Here is an 18,700-nt window from a genome sequence, read left to right as displayed (position 1 = left end):
AAAAAAAACTTTTACAAAATTTAATTAAAAAAATCTTGTAGGAATAAAAAAGATTTGTATCTTTGCAATCCGGTAAAACGGGGAGCAGGAGTTGAGTTGAGGGATTGTTTAAGGAGGCTTAAGGTTACTAAAAAAACTTTAAAATTTTCTTCAAAAACATTTGGTCAATTCAGAAATATTTTTTACTTTTGCACTCGCAAATACGAAACGAAAACTGACAGAAGAAGTAGTTTGTAGGAAGCGAAAGAAATGAAGATCATTGACATACAATATAACAACCAAGTAAGGAAAAACTAAAGCGTTAAAAAACTTTGAGTGAGTCAAGACAAACATACAATGGAGAGTTTGATCCTGGCTCAGGATGAACGCTAGCGGGAGGCCTAACACATGCAAGCTGAGCGGTAGAGTTTCTTCGGAGACTTGAGAGCGGCTGTACGGGTGCGGAACACGTGTGCAACCTGCCTTTATCAGGGGGATAGCCTTTCGAAAGGAAGATTAATACCCCATAATATATAGAGTGGCATCACTTTATATTGAAAACTGAGGTGGATAAAGATGGGCACGCGCAAGATTAGATAGTTGGTGAGGTAACGGCTCACCAAGTCGATGATCTTTAGGGGGCCTGAGAGGGTGATCCCCCACACTGGTACTGAGACACGGACCAGACTCCTACGGGAGGCAGCAGTGAGGAATATTGGACAATGGGTTAGCGCCTGATCCAGCCATCCCGCGTGAAGGACGACGGCCCTATGGGTTGTAAACTTCTTTTGTACAGGGATAAACCTATTTACGTGTAAATAGCTGAAGGTACTGTACGAATAAGCACCGGCTAACTCCGTGCCAGCAGCCGCGGTAATACGGAGGGTGCAAGCGTTATCCGGATTTATTGGGTTTAAAGGGTCCGTAGGCGGATCTGTAAGTCAGTGGTGAAATCTCACAGCTTAACTGTGAAACTGCCATTGATACTGCAGGTCTTGAGTAAGGTAGAAGTGGCTGGAATAAGTAGTGTAGCGGTGAAATGCATAGATATTACTTAGAACACCAATTGCGAAGGCAGGTCACTATGTCTTAACTGACGCTGATGGACGAAAGCGTGGGGAGCGAACAGGATTAGATACCCTGGTAGTCCACGCTGTAAACGATGCTAACTCGTTTTTGGGTTTTCGGATTCAGAGACTAAGCGAAAGTGATAAGTTAGCCACCTGGGGAGTACGAACGCAAGTTTGAAACTCAAAGGAATTGACGGGGGCCCGCACAAGCGGTGGATTATGTGGTTTAATTCGATGATACGCGAGGAACCTTACCAAGGCTTAAATGGGAATTGATCGGTTTAGAAATAGACCTTCCTTCGGGCAATTTTCAAGGTGTCGCATGGTTGTCGTCAGCTCGTGCCGTGAGGTGTTAGGTTAAGTCCTGCAACGAGCGCAACCCCTGTTACTAGTTGCTACCATTAAGTTGAGGACTCTAGTAAGACTGCCTACGCAAGTAGAGAGGAAGGTGGGGATGACGTCAAATCATCACGGCCCTTACGCCTTGGGCCACACACGTAATACAATGGCCGGTACAGAGGGCAGCTACACAGCGATGTGATGCAAATCTCGAAAGCCGGTCTCAGTTCGGATTGGAGTCTGCAACTCGACTCTATGAAGCTGGAATCGCTAGTAATCGCGCATCAGCCATGGCGCGGTGAATACGTTCCCGGGCCTTGTACACACCGCCCGTCAAGCCATGGAAGTCTGGGGTACCTGAAGTCGGTGACCGTAAAAGGAGCTGCCTAGGGTAAAACAGGTAACTAGGGCTAAGTCGTAACAAGGTAGCCGTACCGGAAGGTGCGACTGGAACATCTCATTTTAGAGCGTCTTAAAGACGATAAACAAAATTAGTACCGTAAGGTACATGTACTTACTTCAAAGTAAAGCTTTAGTTTTTTTATTGGTTGATTTATAAGGAAGGTAAAAAGTTAAAAGTAAAAAGATCCAAGTGTAAAATCAGGGAATATAAAAATTACTCATTACCGATTACTTATTACTTATAAATATATTAAAAATACAAACCCACTAGAAATTAGTAACGGGAAAGAGATTGAGAAATGAATGAAGGTAATGCAGTATGAAAATATTACTTATTACTGATCACTTATTACTCATAACAGAGTCTCGTAGCTCAGCTGGTTAGAGCGCTACACTGATAATGTAGAGGTCGGCAGTTCGAGCCTGCCCGAGACTACTAATTAAAGTTTAAGGTTTAGAGTTTAAAGTTCAGGGTTTAAAACCCGGAACAAAAAACATAAAACCCGGAACACCTAGAGGGGAATTAGCTCAGCTGGCTAGAGCGCCTGCCTTGCACGCAGGAGGTCAAGGGTTCGACTCCCTTATTCTCCACAGTTTTGGAAGATTGATTTAAAAGTTACGGATGGAGCCAAAAACAACATCTGTTCATCAGTCGGAAAAGAAGACATTAAGATCATTGACATTAACGGTAAAGACATCACAAAGAGAAAACCGAGCACTTATAAGTGCTTGAGTAACCTAAAAATAGGAAAGAAATCGTTAAGGGCGTATGGCGGATGCCTAGGCTTTCAGAGGCGAAGAAGGACGTGGTAAGTCATGCGAAAAGCTCGGGGGATTGGCACACACGAATTGATCCCGAGATGTCCGAATGGGGCAACCCAATACATTGAAGATGTATTACTCTAAATTTATTTAGAGAGCAAACCCGGAGAACTGAAACATCTAAGTACCCGGAGGAAAAGAAATCGAAGAGATTCCGTAAGTAGTGGCGAGCGAAAGCGGATTAGCCCAAAAGTCTTTATATATTTAGAAGAACGTACTGGAAAGTGCGGCCATAGACGGTGATAGCCCGGTATTCGAAAGGTATATTAAGATGATAAATGAGTAGGGCGGGACACGTGAAATCCTGTCTGAATATGGGGGGACCATCCTCCAAGGCTAAATACTCCTGAAAGACCGATAGTGAACAAGTACTGTGAAGGAAAGGTGAAAAGCACTTCGAATAGAAGGGTGAAATAGAACCTGAAACCGTACGCCTACAAGCGGTCGGAGCAGATTAATTCTGTGACGGCGTGCCTTTTGCATAATGAGCCTACGAGTTAATTTTACTAGCGAGGTTAAGGACTTAAGGTCCGGAGCCGGAGCGAAAGCGAGTCTGAATAGGGCGCATAGTTAGTAGGATTAGACGCGAAACCTTGTGATCTACCCATGGGCAGGTTGAAGCTTTGGTAACACAAAGTGGAGGACCGAACCGGTTGACGTTGAAAAGTCTTCGGATGACCTGTGGGTAGGGGTGAAAGGCCAATCAAACTGGGAGATAGCTCGTACTCTCCGAAATGCATTTAGGTGCGACTGTCGTATATAAGTTTATTAGAGGTAGAGCTACTGATTGGATGCGGGGGTTTCATCGCCTACCAATTCCTGACAAACTCCGAATGCTAATAAATGTTCTACGGCAGTGAGGGCATGGGTGCTAAGGTCCATGTCCGAGAGGGAAAGAACCCAGACCAACAGCTAAGGTCCCCAAATATATGTTAAGTTGAAGCAACGCGGTTGGACTGCATTGACAGCTAGGATGTTGGCTTGGAAGCAGCCATTCATTTAAAGAGTGCGTAACAGCTCACTAGTCGAGCGGTCCGGCATGGATAATAATCGGGCATAAACATATTACCGAAGCTATGGATTTATAATTTATTATATCTGGTAGGAGAGCATTCTGTTTGCGCCGAAGCAGTATCGTGAGGTATTGTGGAGCGGACAGAAAAGAAAATGTAGGCATAAGTAACGATAAAGGGGGCGAGAAACCCCCTCACCGAAAGACTAAGGTTTCCTCAGCCATGCTAATCAGCTGAGGGTTAGTCGGGACCTAACGCGAACCCGAAAGGGGTAGTGGATGGACAATGGGTTAATATTCCCATACTTGCTCACACTAAAAAGGGGACGGTTCGATGTAGCTACTAAAGACGGACGGAAGTGTCAAGGCCTAGCCTTCGGGCGAAGTCGCTGTAGTGTAATCGGATCCAAGAAAAGCCGAAGTGAAGCAACCCGTACCAAAACCGACACAGGTGGTCGAGGAGAGAATCCTAAGGTGCTCGAGTGAGTCGTGGCTAAGGAACTAGGCAAAATAGTCTCGTAACTTCGGAAGAAGAGACGCCATCAGCAATGGTGGCCGCAGTGAAGAGGCCCAGGCGACTGTTTATCAAAAACACAGGACTCTGCTAAATCGAAAGATGCTGTATAGGGTCTGACACCTGCCCGGTGCTGGAAGGTTAAGGAAGGGCGTTAGCGTAAGCGAAGCGTTTGACTGAAGCCCCAGTAAACGGCGGCCGTAACTATAACGGTCCTAAGGTAGCGAAATTCCTTGTCGGGTAAGTTCCGACCTGCACGAATGGTGTAACGATCTGGGCACTGTCTCAGCCACGAGCTCGGTGAAATTGTAGTATCGGTGAAGATGCCGATTACCCGCAATGGGACGAAAAGACCCTGTGAACCTTTACTATAACTTCGTATTGACTTTGAGTAAGTAATGTGTAGGATAGGTGGGAGGCTTTGAAGCAGGCACGCTAGTGTTTGTGGAGCCAACGTTGAAATACCACCCTTTACTTACTTGGAGCCTAACTTCTTTAAAGAAGGACATTGCGTGGTGGGTAGTTTGACTGGGGTGGTCGCCTCCAAAAGAGTAACGGAGGCTTTCAAAGGTACCCTCAGCACGCTTGGTAACCGTGCGTAGAGTGTAATGGCATAAGGGTGCTTGACTGTGAGACCAACAAGTCGATCAGGTGCGAAAGCAGGACATAGTGATCCGGTGGTTCCGTATGGAAGGGCCATCGCTCATAGGATAAAAGGTACTCCGGGGATAACAGGCTAGTCTCCCCCAAGAGCTCACATCGACGGGGAGGTTCGGCACCTCGATGTCGGCTCGTCACATCCTGGGGCTGGAGAAGGTCCCAAGGGTTGGGCTGTTCGCCCATTAAAGTGGCACGCGAGCTGGGTTCAGAACGTCGTGAGACAGTTCGGTCTCTATCTATTGCGGGCGTTAGATGTTTGAGAGGGCTTGATTCTAGTACGAGAGGACCGAATTGAACAAACCTCTGGTGTATCAGTTGTACCGCCAGGTGCACCGCTGAGTAGCTATGTTTGGAAGAGATAAACACTGAAAGCATATAAGTGTGAAACTCGCCTCAAGATGAGACATCTTTTAAGGGTCGTGGGAGATGACCACGTTGATAGGCTACAGGTGTAAAGTTGGTAACAGCATAGCCGAGTAGTACTAATTACCCGTAGATTTATAGCCTATTCATAAGTAATGAGTAATAGGTAATGAGCAATCATGCTTATCATAACTTAGCTTAAGTATTTATAAGTGCAATACTGGTTTTGCCTTTGTGATGAAATTTACCGATAAAAACGGTTCAAGGTTCAATGTTTAAGATTCAAGGTTAAAAACTTTGAACATTAAACTAAAAAAACCTTACACCTATATACAACCTTTAGGGTGGTTTTAGCGGTGGGGCTCACCTGTTCCCATTCCGAACACAGAAGTTAAGCCCACCAGCGCCGATGGTACTGCGAAAGCGGGAGAGTAGGTCGCCGCCAGTTTTTTTACAAACCTCATACAGCAATGTGTGAGGTTTTTTTGTTTTTATATCATAAGGTGTTGATAATTATAAATTCTTTTTTGAATAATAATAATAATTATTATTATTATTCAAAAAACTTGTTTATTATCCTTATCTATACTCCTTATCCTTATTGTATTACTTAAATGAGCGTTTGAAAGCTATATAGTAAAATAAGGCTAATATATAGTGGTCCTATCATACTTTAAGGCCTTAATTGATTTCTACACAGCGACAATAGAAGATGTTTTAATAAAATTTTCTTTATCTTTTTCAAAATAAGCTATATAAAATCTACTTAAAAACTTTACATCAATGAGTTTCTCAACTTACTTTATTATTTTTGTCTGATACTGCTCATATCCTTCCGGAATAATAAACTTTTGAAAATCTGGAATAAGGAATTTGAAATTAATGATTGAAGATCCTATTGTTCTCGTTAGTACTCCAGAGATTGATTAATGGTCTGGAAGCCTACTTAATTGTCTGGTTACTTCCGGGGCTTCATTTCTCTATCTGTTTTTGTTTGTTTGACATCTTAAAAGGATTTAATTGGTAATCATAGAGTAATAATTATGACATACTATTTTCCAATCAATAATAGATATTACCATTATTTTACTTCTTATAACCATTAATTTAGAATAATATAATAAGATAATTCTAATTTTTTTTTAGCATTAAATATAATCTTATTTTTGCTAAATGCTAAATGCTAAATGCTAAATGCTAAATGCTAAATGCTAAATGCTAAATGCTAAATGCTAAATGCTTCCATCATTTTTTCACTTTAAAAAATGTATTAAAAATTGATTCCAGAATATTGATCAATGTGGATAAATGTAATTTTGGATCTAAGTAAAATAATATCAGTGTTTTAAATACCTAACTTTCCCACAATCAGTATTCAATGTAAATTTTATGTTAAATAGATTTGGAATATAGGATAAAGTGTTGTTATCTTTGCCCCACTGAAAACGGAAGGAAGTAGGTAGCGCAGGAGGGGCCTTTCGGGGTTTAAAAAATAGAAGCTCTGAAAAGGGGATACAAAAAAAACTTTTACAAAATTTAATTAAAAAAATCTTGTAGGAATAAAAAAGATTTGTATCTTTGCAATCCGGTAAAACGGGGAGCAGGAGTTGAGTTGAGGGATTGTTTAAGGAGGCTTAAGGTTACTAAAAAAACTTTAAAATTTTCTTCAAAAACATTTGGTCAATTCAGAAATATTTTTTACTTTTGCACTCGCAAATACGAAACGAAAACTGACAGAAGAAGTAGTTTGTAGGAAGCGAAAGAAATGAAGATCATTGACATACAATATAACAACCAAGTAAGGAAAAACTAAAGCGTTAAAAAACTTTGAGTGAGTCAAGACAAACATACAATGGAGAGTTTGATCCTGGCTCAGGATGAACGCTAGCGGGAGGCCTAACACATGCAAGCTGAGCGGTAGAGTTTCTTCGGAGACTTGAGAGCGGCGTACGGGTGCGGAACACGTGTGCAACCTGCCTTTATCAGGGGGATAGCCTTTCGAAAGGAAGATTAATACCCCATAATATATAGAGTGGCATCACTTTATATTGAAAACTGAGGTGGATAAAGATGGGCACGCGCAAGATTAGATAGTTGGTGAGGTAACGGCTCACCAAGTCGATGATCTTTAGGGGGCCTGAGAGGGTGATCCCCCACACTGGTACTGAGACACGGACCAGACTCCTACGGGAGGCGACGAGTGAGGAATATTGGACAATGGGTTAGCGCCTGATCCAGCCATCCCGCGTGAAGGACGACGGCCCTATGGGTTGTAAACTTCTTTTGTACAGGGATAAACCTATTTACGTGTAAATAGCTGAAGGTACTGTACGAATAAGCACCGGCTAACTCCGTGCCAGCGTACCGCGGTAATACGGAGGGTGCAAGCGTTATCCGGATTTATTGGGTTTAAAGGGTCCGTAGGCGGATCTGTAAGTCAGTGGTGAAATCTCACAGCTTAACTGTGAAACTGCCATTGATACTGCAGGTCTTGAGTAAGGTAGAAGTGGCTGGAATAAGTAGTGTAGCGGTGAAATGCATAGATATTACTTAGAACACCAATTGCGAAGGCAGGTCACTATGTCTTAACTGACGCTGATGGACGAAAGCGTGGGGAGCGAACAGGATTAGATACCCTGGTAGTCCACGCTGTAAACGATGCTAACTCGTTTTTGGGTTTTCGGATTCAGAGACTAAGCGAAAGTGATAAGTTAGCCACCTGGGGAGTACGAACGCAAGTTTGAAACTCAAAGGAATTGACGGGGGCCCGCACAAGCGGTGGATTATGTGGTTTAATTCGATGATACGCGAGGAACCTTACCAAGGCTTAAATGGGAATTGATCGGTTTAGAAATAGACCTTCCTTCGGGCAATTTTCAAGGTGCTGCATGGTTGTCGTCAGCTCGTGCCGTGAGGTGTTAGGTTAAGTCCTGCAACGAGCGCAACCCCTGTTACTAGTTGCTACCATTAAGTTGAGGACTCTAGTAAGACTGCCTACGCAAGTAGAGAGGAAGGTGGGGATGACGTCAAATCATCACGGCCCTTACGCCTTGGGCCACACACGTAATACAATGGCCGGTACAGAGGGCAGCTACACAGCGATGTGATGCAAATCTCGAAAGCCGGTCTCAGTTCGGATTGGAGTCTGCAACTCGACTCTATGAAGCTGGAATCGCTAGTAATCGCGCATCAGCCATGGCGCGGTGAATACGTTCCCGGGCCTTGTACACACCGCCCGTCAAGCCATGGAAGTCTGGGGTACCTGAAGTCGGTGACCGTAAAAGGAGCTGCCTAGGGTAAAACAGGTAACTAGGGCTAAGTCGTAACAAGGTAGCCGTACCGGAAGGTGCGACTGGAACATCTCATTTTAGAGCGTCTTAAAGACGATAAACAAAATTAGTACCGTAAGGTACATGTACTTACTTCAAAGTAAAGCTTTAGTTTTTTTATTGGTTGATTTATAAGGAAGGTAAAAAGTTAAAAGTAAAAAGATCCAAGTGTAAAATCAGGGAATATAAAAATTACTCATTACCGATTACTTATTACTTATAAATATATTAAAAATACAAACCCACTAGAAATTAGTAACGGGAAAGAGATTGAGAAATGAATGAAGGTAATGCAGTATGAAAATATTACTTATTACTGATCACTTATTACTCATAACAGAGTCTCGTAGCTCAGCTGGTTAGAGCGCTACACTGATAATGTAGAGGTCGGCAGTTCGAGCCTGCCCGAGACTACTAATTAAAGTTTAAGGTTTAGAGTTTAAAGTTCAGGGTTTAAAACCCGGAACAAAAAACATAAAACCCGGAACACCTAGAGGGGAATTAGCTCAGCTGGCTAGAGCGCCTGCCTTGCACGCAGGAGGTCAAGGGTTCGACTCCCTTATTCTCCACAGTTTTGGAAGATTGATTTAAAAGTTACGGATGGAGCCAAAAACAACATCTGTTCATCAGTCGGAAAAGAAGACATTAAGATCATTGACATTAACGGTAAAGACATCACAAAGAGAAAACCGAGCACTTATAAGTGCTTGAGTAACCTAAAAATAGGAAAGAAATCGTTAAGGGCGTATGGCGGATGCCTAGGCTTTCAGAGGCGAAGAAGGACGTGGTAAGCTGCGAAAAGCTCGGGGGATTGGCACACACGAATTGATCCCGAGATGTCCGAATGGGGCAACCCAATACATTGAAGATGTATTACTCTAAATTTATTTAGAGAGCAAACCCGGAGAACTGAAACATCTAAGTACCCGGAGGAAAAGAAATCGAAGAGATTCCGTAAGTAGTGGCGAGCGAAAGCGGATTAGCCCAAAAGTCTTTATATATTTAGAAGAACGTACTGGAAAGTGCGGCCATAGACGGTGATAGCCCGGTATTCGAAAGGTATATTAAGATGATAAATGAGTAGGGCGGGACACGTGAAATCCTGTCTGAATATGGGGGGACCATCCTCCAAGGCTAAATACTCCTGAAAGACCGATAGTGAACAAGTACTGTGAAGGAAAGGTGAAAAGCACTTCGAATAGAAGGGTGAAATAGAACCTGAAACCGTACGCCTACAAGCGGTCGGAGCAGATTAATTCTGTGACGGCGTGCCTTTTGCATAATGAGCCTACGAGTTAATTTTACTAGCGAGGTTAAGGACTTAAGGTCCGGAGCCGGAGCGAAAGCGAGTCTGAATAGGGCGCATAGTTAGTAGGATTAGACGCGAAACCTTGTGATCTACCCATGGGCAGGTTGAAGCTTTGGTAACACAAAGTGGAGGACCGAACCGGTTGACGTTGAAAAGTCTTCGGATGACCTGTGGGTAGGGGTGAAAGGCCAATCAAACTGGGAGATAGCTCGTACTCTCCGAAATGCATTTAGGTGCAGCGTCGTATATAAGTTTATTAGAGGTAGAGCTACTGATTGGATGCGGGGGTTTCATCGCCTACCAATTCCTGACAAACTCCGAATGCTAATAAATGTTCTACGGCAGTGAGGGCATGGGTGCTAAGGTCCATGTCCGAGAGGGAAAGAACCCAGACCAACAGCTAAGGTCCCCAAATATATGTTAAGTTGAAGCAACGCGGTTGGACTGCATTGACAGCTAGGATGTTGGCTTGGAAGCAGCCATTCATTTAAAGAGTGCGTAACAGCTCACTAGTCGAGCGGTCCGGCATGGATAATAATCGGGCATAAACATATTACCGAAGCTATGGATTTATAATTTATTATATCTGGTAGGAGAGCATTCTGTTTGCGCCGAAGCAGTATCGTGAGGTATTGTGGAGCGGACAGAAAAGAAAATGTAGGCATAAGTAACGATAAAGGGGGCGAGAAACCCCCTCACCGAAAGACTAAGGTTTCCTCAGCCATGCTAATCAGCTGAGGGTTAGTCGGGACCTAACGCGAACCCGAAAGGGGTAGTGGATGGACAATGGGTTAATATTCCCATACTTGCTCACACTAAAAAGGGGACGGTTCGATGTAGCTACTAAAGACGGACGGAAGTGTCAAGGCCTAGCCTTCGGGCGAAGCTGCTGTAGTGTAATCGGATCCAAGAAAAGCCGAAGTGAAGCAACCCGTACCAAAACCGACACAGGTGGTCGAGGAGAGAATCCTAAGGTGCTCGAGTGAGTCGTGGCTAAGGAACTAGGCAAAATAGTCTCGTAACTTCGGAAGAAGAGACGCCATCAGCAATGGTGGCCGCAGTGAAGAGGCCCAGGCGACTGTTTATCAAAAACACAGGACTCTGCTAAATCGAAAGATGCTGTATAGGGTCTGACACCTGCCCGGTGCTGGAAGGTTAAGGAAGGGCGTTAGCGTAAGCGAAGCGTTTGACTGAAGCCCCAGTAAACGGCGGCCGTAACTATAACGGTCCTAAGGTAGCGAAATTCCTTGTCGGGTAAGTTCCGACCTGCACGAATGGTGTAACGATCTGGGCACTGTCTCAGCCACGAGCTCGGTGAAATTGTAGTATCGGTGAAGATGCCGATTACCCGCAATGGGACGAAAAGACCCTGTGAACCTTTACTATAACTTCGTATTGACTTTGAGTAAGTAATGTGTAGGATAGGTGGGAGGCTTTGAAGCAGGCACGCTAGTGTTTGTGGAGCCAACGTTGAAATACCACCCTTTACTTACTTGGAGCCTAACTTCTTTAAAGAAGGACATTGCGTGGTGGGTAGTTTGACTGGGGTGGTCGCCTCCAAAAGAGTAACGGAGGCTTTCAAAGGTACCCTCAGCACGCTTGGTAACCGTGCGTAGAGTGTAATGGCATAAGGGTGCTTGACTGTGAGACCAACAAGTCGATCAGGTGCGAAAGCAGGACATAGTGATCCGGTGGTTCCGTATGGAAGGGCCATCGCTCATAGGATAAAAGGTACTCCGGGGATAACAGGCTAGTCTCCCCCAAGAGCTCACATCGACGGGGAGGTTCGGCACCTCGATGTCGGCTCGTCACATCCTGGGGCTGGAGAAGGTCCCAAGGGTTGGGCTGTTCGCCCATTAAAGTGGCACGCGAGCTGGGTTCAGAACGTCGTGAGACAGTTCGGTCTCTATCTATTGCGGGCGTTAGATGTTTGAGAGGGCTTGATTCTAGTACGAGAGGACCGAATTGAACAAACCTCTGGTGTATCAGTTGTACCGCCAGGTGCACCGCTGAGTAGCTATGTTTGGAAGAGATAAACACTGAAAGCATATAAGTGTGAAACTCGCCTCAAGATGAGACATCTTTTAAGGGTCGTGGGAGATGACCACGTTGATAGGCTACAGGTGTAAAGTTGGTAACAGCATAGCCGAGTAGTACTAATTACCCGTAGATTTATAGCCTATTCATAAGTAATGAGTAATAGGTAATGAGCAATCATGCTTATCATAACTTAGCTTAAGTATTTATAAGTGCAATACTGGTTTTGCCTTTGTGATGAAATTTACCGATAAAAACGGTTCAAGGTTCAATGTTTAAGATTCAAGGTTAAAAACTTTGAACATTAAACTAAAAAAACCTTACACCTATATACAACCTTTAGGGTGGTTTTAGCGGTGGGGCTCACCTGTTCCCATTCCGAACACAGAAGTTAAGCCCACCAGCGCCGATGGTACTGCGAAAGCGGGAGAGTAGGTCGCCGCCAGTTTTTTTACAAACCTCATACAGCAATGTGTGAGGTTTTTTTGTTTTTATATCATAAGGAATGAGTGAGAAGTGGACAGTAAGAAGTAAGATGTAAGAAGTGAGATGTAAGATGTGTTCAGGGTTTAATGTTCAGCGTTTAGAATTTAAAGTTTAAAGTTTAGGATTTGTTAAGGTTTAAGTTAAGATTCAGGTATCAAGCTTAAGCCGTACTTAAAATACCAATCATGAATTTTATCCATGCTCTTATTACTCATTACTCATTACTCATTACTCATATAAAGACAGGCAACTGCCCTAGCCTCGATAGCAGCGGCTACCCCACAGCCGGGATGGAAGGAAGGGCTTTAAGCCCCGGAAAGCTCAGGTGCGAGGAGTAAGAGCGGAGAGCGAGAGAAAGCTCCTGAAAAAGATATTATTTTTAAACATGAAAATTAAAATAGATTAAATCTTTTACGGGTCGGTAATTTATGTTGTAACTTTATAATATGAAAGAGCATATTGTAAGAGGTTTTAGATTTGGCAATTACCAGCCACCGGAAATGCCGGTATTTGATAGATTGCTTGAGATTTTCACGGATCTGCTAACCCATACTTCGGGAGATTTTGATGAAGCCATCGACTGGCTGCGTATGCTGGACGAAGAGTATGAGTTAACAACTCCGGATTACACGATAGATGATTTTATAGAAGATTTGAAGAAAAAAGGATATATCCGCGAACAAGTGGATCCTAATGGAAATGGAAGCGGAATTCGTCTAAGTGCAAAAATGGAACAGAACATTCGCAAACAGGCACTCAATCAGATTTTTGGAAATCTACAAAAAAGTGGTAACGGAAATCATAAAACCAGTAAAAGTGGAACGGGAGAAGATGCTACAGGGGAGTTTCGAAACTATAATTTTGGGGATTCTGTAGAACAGATTTCTATTACTGAAAGTATCAGGAATGCCCAGATCAATAATGGAATTGGGGAGTTTCAAATTACAGAAAATGACCTGATTGTTGAAGATAGTATTCACCAATCTCAAATGAGTACGGTTCTGATGATTGATATAAGCCACAGTATGATTTTATATGGTGAAGATCGTATCACTCCTGCAAAAAAAGTTGCGATGGCGCTTGCCGAATTAATTACTACAAGATATCCGAAGGATACGTTGGATATTATTGTTTTCGGAGACGACGCGTGGCCGGTTAAAATTCAGGAACTGCCTTATCTGCAGGTCGGTCCCTATCATACCAATACCGTAGCAGGACTTCAGCTCGCTATGGACATTCTAAGACGTAAACGAAATACCAATAAACAGATTTTTATGATTACTGACGGCAAACCCAGCTGTGTGCGGGAGCCAGATGGTACTTATTATATGAATTCTTACGGCCTGGATGAATATGTTGTTCAGAAATGTTATAATATGGCTGCTCAGGCGCGCCGGCTTCATATTCCCATTACTACTTTTATGATCGCGCAAGACTCTTATCTACAGCAATTTGTGCGGGAATTCACTGAGGCCAACCAAGGCAAAGCCTTTTATACCGGACTTAACGGTCTTGGACAAATGATCTTTGAAGATTATGAAGCAAACCGTAAAAAAAGAATACGTTAAATAATATATTGTTTCAAAAAAGCAATACTACAATTAATATTGAATACAATGACTGTAAAGCCAAATATAACCACATTAGGTTCATTAAAAGAATCAGGATATACAATTAAAAGCATAAAAGACGAATTAAGGGATAATCTAATCATTAAGATTCGAAATAAAGAGAATGTATTTGAAGGAATTTTCGGTTACGAAACCACTGTCATTCCACAATTTGAACACGCTATTCTCAGTCGCCACAATATCAACTTATTAGGTTTGCGCGGGCAGGCAAAAACAAGGCTGGCAAGAATGATGACAACGTTGCTTGATGAATGGATTCCCTATGTAAGCGGAAGTGAAATTAATGACGATCCTTTCAATCCAATTTCAAGATACGCCAAAGAACTTATTGAAAAAGAAGGCGATCATACGCCTATCGAATGGCTTCACCGGGACGAAAGATTTTTTGAAAAACTGGCAACACCAGATGTAACGGTTGCTGATCTCATTGGTGACGTAGATCCCATCAAGGCAGCCAATCTCAAACTCTCTTATGCGGACGACAGGGTTATACACTTTGGAATGATTCCCCGGGCCAACAGAAGTATTTTTGTAATTAACGAATTACCAGATCTTCAGGCAAGAATTCAGGTTTCCTTATTTAATATTTTGCAGGAAGGGGATGTTCAGATCCGTGGATTTAAAGTAAGGATGCCACTGGATATACAATTTGTTTTCACAGCCAATCCGGAAGATTATACCAACAGAGGAAGCATTGTTACGCCTTTAAAAGACAGAATAGGATCACAAATCCTTACCCACTATCCAGAAAATATACATGTTGCGAAAGAAATTACAAAATATGAATCCAGCTTAGACAGCCGACAGAATAGCGGAATATATGTTCCGGAACTGGCAAAAGATCTTTTGGAGCAGATTGGATTTGAAGCCCGCGACAGTGAGTTTGTCGATTACAAAAGTGGCGTAAGTGCGCGTATGAGTATTACAGCGTTTGAAAATCTATTGAGTACGGCAGAAAGGAGATCTCTTTTAAGGGGAGATGAAAAAACTTCTGTAAGGCTAAGTGATTTCATGGGGGTTATTCCAGCTATTACCGGAAAGGTGGAACTTGTTTACGAAGGCGAGCAGGAAGGTGCGGAAGCAGTAGCACAGATGCTTATTGACAATGCCATTAAAACCTTGTTCACTTTGTATTTTCCAAAAGTTGAGAAACTGGAAAAGAAAGATGTGGCGGGACCTTTTCAGCAGATCACAGACTGGTTCTTAGAGGATGATGGTTTTATAGAAATTACTGATGAATCATCGGATGAAATTTATGCCAAAACACTTAGCCGCATCAGTGCACTCGACAAGATTATTGAAAAATATCAGCCGGATACCCGTAAAGAAGATCTTCTATTCATGAAAGAATTTATTCTTTGGGGATTGTCTGCGAACAAAAAACTGAATAAAGAAAGATTCCGAAGCGGAGTGTTCTTTTCCTGATAAAAAGAATTCATTCAATGATGTTGACTTTGTAAATTTATTGTTTAGAGCTTTTTATCTCCGTCGAATTGTATTTATTAACTTTTAAAGAGCAATTTGATTACATGGAAAGCAGTGTCGGTTTTTTTTGGGGAGCTTTTTCCCGCTTTCCGCACTCGCTATTTTCTGGTTTCGGGGTGCATAGCAAAGCCGCACTCCCGAAACCAGAAAATGAGCTCAAACAATCGCTTCAATCGGGGCTAGGCCGAGGACACAAATAGTAATTAAAAAAAATATGCGGAATTTTTCCGCATATTTTTTTATTATCGATCATCAATCATCAATCATCAATTAAACCTGTATCACTCCCAAATTAAACTTCTCAGTAATGGGAGAATGATTGGCTGCTTCAATTCCCATGGAAATCCATTTTCTTGTATCTGCCGGATTAATGATAGCATCCGTCCAGAGTCTGGCTGCTGCATAAGTGGCTTCTGTTTGTTTTTGATATTTTTTTGAAATGCTGTTTAGAATTTCATTATGTTCTTCCTCTGTAATTTCTTTCCCCTGCTTTTTCAAAGTAGATTCCTGAATCTGGGCCAGCACTTTTGCCGCCTGGGCTCCACCCATAACTGCAAGATCTGCCCATGGCCAGGCTACAATAAGCCTTGGATCATACGCTTTACCGCACATCGCGTAATTTCCGGCACCATAAGAATTTCCTGTAATAATGGTAAATTTAGGTACTACAGAATTGGAAACGGCATTCACCATTTTAGCGCCATCTTTGATGATTCCCCCATGTTCGGACTTTGAACCAACCATAAAACCTGTTACATCCTGTAAAAATACCAACGGAATCTTTCTTTGATTACAGTTGGCAATAAACCTTGTTGCTTTATCTGCAGAATCAGAATAAATCACACCACCAAACTGCATTTCGCCCTTTCCGCTTTTTACAAGTTTTCTCTGGTTGGCAACAATTCCCACCGACCATCCATCTATTCTGGCGGTAGCACAGATAATGCTTTTACCATAGTCAGGTTTATACTCTTCATATTCAGAATTATCCACTAAACATTTAATAATTTCATACGTATCATATTGTTCTGCCCTTGAAACCGGCATGATTCCGAAAATATTTTCCGGTTTTTCTTTCGGTTGGGCACTTTCAATCCTGTCAAAACCTGCTTTGTCCGTACTTCCCAGAGACTTCATGATATTTTTGATCCTGTTCAGGGCATCTTTATCATCTTTTGCTTTATAGTCGGTAACTCCGGAGATTGAGCAGTGTGTTGTTGCGCCTCCCAATGTTTCATTGTCAATACTTTCACCAATCGCTGCCTTTACCAAATAACTTCCTGCAAGGAAAATAGAACCTGTTTTATCAACTATCATCGCTTCATCACTCATAATCGGAAGATAAGCTCCACCCGCAACACAACTTCCCATCACCGCAGAAATCTGGATAATCCCTGCAGCACTCATTTTCGCATTATTTCTGAAAATTCTCCCGAACATTTCCTTATCAGGAAAAATTTCGTCTTGCATCGGAAGATATACACCCGCTGAATCTACGAGGTAAATAATAGGGAGTCTGTTTTCCATTGCAATTTCCTGTGCTCTCAGGTTTTTTTTACCTGTAATCGGGAACCAGGCACCTGCTTTTACGGAAGCATCATTGGCAACAATGATACATTGTCTTCCGGATACATACCCCATAACCACCACAACACCGCCGCTTGGACAGCCACCGTGCTCTTCATACATTTCATACCCGGCAAAAGCACCGATTTCTATGGAATCAGAATCTTTATCAAGAAGATATTCAATTCGTTCTCTTGCTGTCATTTTACCTTCATCACGAAGTTTCTGAAGCCTTTTTTCTCCGCCTCCTTTTTTGATTTCAGCGAGCAGACGATTTATTTCTGATAACTTTAATCTGTTTTGATCTTCTCTTTTATTGAATTCAATGTCCATAAAATCACAATTTTTTCGTTTTAAAGATACTATTTTTTGAATGGAATAAAAATTGATGTAAACATTTGTTTAATAAATTGGTTTTCAGAAATTTATGAAATTTTTAACAAAAAAAGTATTTTTTCTGGTGCGTAATTTGCTAACTTTACAATAGAGAAAGTGAGAGTGAAATCTTACACTTTTCTCTAGTTCCTAGTTTATTTTTTTAATAGTTTATTATTTGAAGGCCCTGAAAGTTGAATAAATTTTCAGGGTTTTTTGTTTGTCCTATCAATTCTCATTTTACCATTAGTTATTTCTGTAATTTTCTGCAAAAGAGACTTTATACTTTTTCAATTTTAAAAAACTAATTATATGAAAGTTCAAAACATTCATTTTATAGAAATAAAAACTTTAGAAACAATATAATTTAGTTGTAAATATGTTACAGCAATGTAAATCCGATTTGTAAATTTGCAAAAAATAAAAAAGAAGTAGAATATGCATAGACTGGCTCTTTTCAGATTGCATTTGATTGTGTTTTTATGGGGATTTACAGCAATTCTGGGAAAATTGATTCATGCCAATGCGGAGATTCTCGTATTCTACAGAATGTTGTTTGCTGCTGTCTTCTTATATCTTTACATCAGAATTTTTAAAAAAGAAAGCATTAAAGTTTCAAAAAAGATCTTTTTCCAGCTTGCGGCAATAGGTTTTTCCATGGCTTTGCACTGGTACTGTTTTTTTTATTCTATTAAAATTTCCAATGTTTCCATTGCTTTAAGCTGTCTTTCATTATCAACCTTATTTGCTTCCATTATGGAACCTATTATTTTTAAACGTAAGATTGATATCTCGGAAGTCATTATGGGTGTTGTGATTGTCGCCTGTATTCTTTTGATATTCAAAACGGAATTCAGATTCAAGGAGGGTATTTTTTACGGAGTATTATGTGCCATTTTCGGAACTGTTTTTTCAGTGTTCAACGGTAAAATGTTTGGAAAGACAAGCTCAGGAAACATTATTTTTTACGAAATATTCTGCGGATGGTCTATTTTAATGATTATTTATCTGTTTACAGGACAAATTTTTCACATGAATGAAATAAGTTACCGTGATATTGCGTTAATATGCTTGTTAGCAAGTGTTTTCACTGCCTTTCCGATGCTGGAATCAGTGAACCTGATGAAATATATTTCGCCTTTTACATTAATTTTAACAGTTAATTTAGAACCGGTTTACGGAATTATACTAGCTTTTTTTATCTTTGGAGAATCAGAACATATGAGTCCTATTTTTTATGTGGCTTCAGGAGTTATGATACTGGCAATCATTGCCAACGGATTAATAAAAGCTAAGAAACAAAAAACTTTAAATTAAGCAT

Annotated in this window: 4 protein-coding genes, 4 tRNA genes and 6 rRNA genes; 13 read left to right on the top strand and 1 reads right to left on the bottom strand. The window is 41.6% G+C overall.

The genetic code is table 11. The features are described 5' to 3' along the window. Nucleotides 1-333 precede the first annotated feature (333 nt). The 12 genes from ODE14_RS11505 to ODE14_RS11450 all read left to right on the top strand — a co-directional run bounded on the left by ODE14_RS11505 (nucleotide 334) and on the right by ODE14_RS11450 (nucleotide 15,378). Nucleotides 334-1,851, top strand: a 16S ribosomal RNA gene (locus ODE14_RS11505). A 301-nt stretch (nucleotides 1,852-2,152) separates the two neighbouring features. Then, a tRNA-Ile gene (locus tag ODE14_RS11500) sits at nucleotides 2,153-2,226 on the top strand. Nucleotides 2,227-2,307: 81 nt separating this feature from the next. Continuing rightward, nucleotides 2,308-2,381, top strand: a tRNA-Ala gene (locus tag ODE14_RS11495). A 158-nt stretch (nucleotides 2,382-2,539) separates the two neighbouring features. Next, nucleotides 2,540-5,304, top strand: a 23S ribosomal RNA gene (locus ODE14_RS11490). A 197-nt stretch (nucleotides 5,305-5,501) separates the two neighbouring features. Then, nucleotides 5,502-5,609: ribosomal RNA gene (gene rrf, locus ODE14_RS11485) — 5S ribosomal RNA — on the top strand. A 1,401-nt stretch (nucleotides 5,610-7,010) separates the two neighbouring features. Then, nucleotides 7,011-8,529: ribosomal RNA gene (locus tag ODE14_RS11480) — 16S ribosomal RNA — on the top strand. A 301-nt stretch (nucleotides 8,530-8,830) separates the two neighbouring features. After that, nucleotides 8,831-8,904, top strand: a tRNA-Ile gene (locus ODE14_RS11475). Nucleotides 8,905-8,985: 81 nt separating this feature from the next. Further along, nucleotides 8,986-9,059: transfer RNA gene (locus ODE14_RS11470), tRNA-Ala, on the top strand. 158 nt (nucleotides 9,060-9,217) lie between these two features. After that, nucleotides 9,218-11,979 (top strand): 23S ribosomal RNA (locus ODE14_RS11465). A gap of 197 nt (nucleotides 11,980-12,176) precedes the next feature. Then, a 5S ribosomal RNA gene (gene rrf, locus ODE14_RS11460) occupies nucleotides 12,177-12,284 on the top strand. Together the 16S, 23S and 5S rRNA genes with 4 tRNA genes alongside form the textbook arrangement of a ribosomal RNA operon. A gap of 484 nt (nucleotides 12,285-12,768) precedes the next feature. Next, complete coding sequence (locus ODE14_RS11455; RefSeq protein ID WP_263601534.1) at nucleotides 12,769-13,890, top strand: vWA domain-containing protein; 1,122 nt, start codon at nucleotides 12,769-12,771, stop codon at nucleotides 13,888-13,890. Nucleotides 13,891-13,938: 48 nt separating this feature from the next. Further along, nucleotides 13,939-15,378 (top strand): sigma 54-interacting transcriptional regulator, encoded by a 1,440-nt coding sequence (locus ODE14_RS11450; RefSeq protein WP_263601533.1) that lies wholly within the window; start codon nucleotides 13,939-13,941, stop codon nucleotides 15,376-15,378. Nucleotides 15,379-15,708: 330 nt separating this feature from the next. On the opposite strand, the gene ODE14_RS11445 is transcribed toward ODE14_RS11450, so the two are convergent. Further along, on the bottom strand, nucleotides 15,709-17,337 hold the full coding sequence (locus ODE14_RS11445) for an acyl-CoA carboxylase subunit beta (RefSeq protein WP_263601532.1): 1,629 nt from the start codon (nucleotides 17,335-17,337) through the stop codon (nucleotides 15,709-15,711). Between the two features lie 480 nt (nucleotides 17,338-17,817). Between ODE14_RS11445 and ODE14_RS11440 the strand changes: the two genes are divergently transcribed. Then, nucleotides 17,818-18,696 carry a DMT family transporter gene (locus ODE14_RS11440; protein ID WP_263601531.1) on the top strand — a complete coding sequence of 293 codons (879 nt, stop codon included), beginning with the start codon at nucleotides 17,818-17,820 and terminating at the stop codon, nucleotides 18,694-18,696. Nucleotides 18,697-18,700: the final 4 nt, after the last annotated feature.

The organism is Chryseobacterium sp. PET-29 (genome assembly GCF_025736815.1).
GTDB lineage: Bacteria > Bacteroidota > Bacteroidia > Flavobacteriales > Weeksellaceae > Chryseobacterium > Chryseobacterium nepalense.
Note: the sequence above shows the minus strand (reverse complement) of the source record. Positions and strands in the feature narration are given on the sequence as shown.